The 2,601-nt window shown below is 35.7% G+C and carries 1 protein-coding gene and 1 pseudogene; both read left to right on the plus strand.

What is annotated here, in order from left to right; translation table 11 throughout:
- Positions 1-283 precede the first annotated feature (283 nt).
- Entirely contained in the window at positions 284-1,105 is an 822-nt protein-coding gene (locus CN514_RS16425; protein ID WP_098233514.1) for a sugar phosphate isomerase/epimerase family protein, read from the plus strand.
- A 23-nt stretch (positions 1,106-1,128) separates the two neighbouring features.
- A pseudogene (locus tag CN514_RS26855) lies at positions 1,129-2,500 on the plus strand (amino acid permease).
- Positions 2,501-2,601: the final 101 nt, after the last annotated feature.

The raw sequence follows: 2,601 nt of genomic DNA on the forward strand, positions 1-2,601 counted from the left end.
GAATTTTAAAGTGTTGGATGTGCTATCTTAATAGTAGAATACAATGTTAAAATATTGTGCAACAAATTATATAAAAAGAAATGAGGCTTCTACGTAATGTAGAGGCCTTTTTTGTGTTTAAAAATTGTACGACTTTTATAGAGTAGTTTGTCACGGTACTAGACTTTGTAGGATTTTAAAAATGAATATTAAAAATTTTTAAAATTCATTGTATTTTATGTTACTCTTGATTATAATACAAAGCATAACAAATGAAATGATTTTAAGAGAAAGGAGGTAATCAATGAAAATAGCTGGGATGAATATTACATTCAAGCATTATCCTATCCAATATTTTTTGGATTGTATGGACCAATTAGGCATCAGTAGCATTGAATTATGGGCTGGTGAACCACATCTCTATGTTTATAGAAATTTGCTTTGCAATTTGAGAGAGATAAAGAAAGAAATTAAAGCTAGAAGTATGGAAATAGTCTGCTATACTCCAGAACAATGCATTTATCCTTACAATCTTGCTGCTTCAGATCCGAATTGGCGAAAAACGAGTATTGATTATTTTATTGAAAATATTCACTCTGCTGTGGAATTGGAGACTGATAAAATGTTAATTACTTCAGGGATAGGTGACTTCTCCCTAACAAAAGAAGAATCGTGGAAATATGCAAGAGAATCAATATATCAAATTACAAAGGTGGCGGAGCACGAGGGTATCACTCTTGCACTCGAACCATTAACAAAATTCGAATCTAATTTAATTATTAATACGCGGGAATTAAAGAGAATGATTGAAGAAATAAAGTCCCCTTATTTAAAAGGGATGATTGATACCGTTGCAATGAACCTGGCTGGTGAAACACCGGATGATTATTTTTTATTGCTTCCTGAGTTATGTCATTTCCATTTAATAGATGGTGACCGCAAGACAGATTCTCATCTTGCTTTAGATGATGGTGATTTACAATGGGGAGAATATGTAAAAAGCATGCAAAAGCACCAATACGATGGGACATGCACCCTTGAAATTATGGGGTCAACTTATTATCAAAATCCAATAGATGCTGTTAAAAAATCCTTAGTGAAACTAAATGAATTAGGAATTGTATAATCTAAAAATTTGGAGGAGCCCTTATGAGTAATACTACGCTTACACGAAAGCTCGGATTTTGGTCGGCATTAGCAATTGCTGTTGGTACGACCGTAGGATCAGGTATCTTTGTCTCGTCTGGTGATGTTGCAAAAGCAGCGGGAACCCCTTCTATTTCTATTTTAGCTTGGATTATTGGCGGTATTATCGCTATTCCGCAAGTAATGGTTCTTGCTGAATTATCAACTGCTTATCCTGAAAATGGAAGCGGTTACGTCTATTTGAATAAAGCAGGCTGGAGACCATTAGCCTTTTTATATGGGTGGGCAACATTTTGGGCGCTTGATCCACCATCTATTTCTATTATGGCTCTAGCAGTAGTTTCATACTTGGCAAGCTTTTTCCCGTTTTTCTCTGGAGTTGCTGGCAAGTTGTTAGGGGTTGCGATAATTTTAATCATTACTTCAATTCATTATCGAAGTGTAAAAGAGGGCGGGCTTTTTCAAGTGATTATTACCGCTGTGAAAATCATTCCGTTCATTATTGTTATTGTTTTAGGTTTAATGTATATGCACCCGGGGAACTTCTCCTATACGTCTCATGGAGAAGTGGTAAAAACAAGTCTAATTGGTGGCGTCTCTGCCACAACTTGGGCATATACCGGTATGGCCGCCATTTGTTTTATGGCAGGTGAATTTAAAAATCCGGGAAAAANNGCTACCTCGTGCACTGATTAGCTCTGTCTTCATTGTATTAATCTTATATACTTTGCTAGCAGTCTGCGTAATTGGATTAATGCCTTTTAGTAAATTGATGAATTCTAGTGCAGCTGTTTCTGATGCGGTTAAGTATATACCAGGACTTTCTCATATTGCTTCTTCGTTTGTTGCGATTACAGCAATTATAGTTATTTTAGGATCACTAAGTTCCTGTATCATGTTTCAGCCTAGGTTAGAATACGCGATGGCGAAGGACGGGCTGTTTTTCCAGCGTTTTGGTCGTGTCCATCCAAAGTATGAAACACCAAGTTTTTCAATTATTGTTCAAGTTACCTATGCATGTATTCTAGTTTTTGCAACTAATTTAACGACTTTACTAGGCTATTTTACATTAATTCAATTAGTGATTAATATTTTGGATTTTGTAGCGGTTTATAAATGCCGTAAGAGGGAGGACTATAACCCGATTTACAGGATGCCAATGTGGAGACTAACGACGATTTTAGCCATTATTGGAGCATCATGGCTTGCTTGGGGTACGTTTACTTGGGCTCCATGGCAAGGGATGGTAGCTGCATTCATTGTTATCGCTACCGGACTACCTGTTTACTTTTACTGGGAAAAACGGTACGGGCCGAATAAGAAAAATGACGATAATCTAGTAACAAAGAAGAATTCAATTATTTCAGGAAGCTAGTGAACTTTTACTAGCTTCTTAATTTTTTGAAAAAGCGATTGATTTATTTGTTATATTTAATTATAATACAAGACATAACAATTATGTTTTAGGGGGATCTA

This window comes from Bacillus sp. AFS001701 (assembly GCF_002559405.1).
Classification (GTDB): Bacteria; Bacillota; Bacilli; order Bacillales; family Bacillaceae_G; genus Gottfriedia.

Excerpts from the sequence above, each read along its gene's own strand:
- CN514_RS16425 (WP_098233514.1), top strand. The coding sequence starts at position 284 with ATGAAAATAGCTGGGATGAATATTACATTCAAGCATTATCCTATCCAA.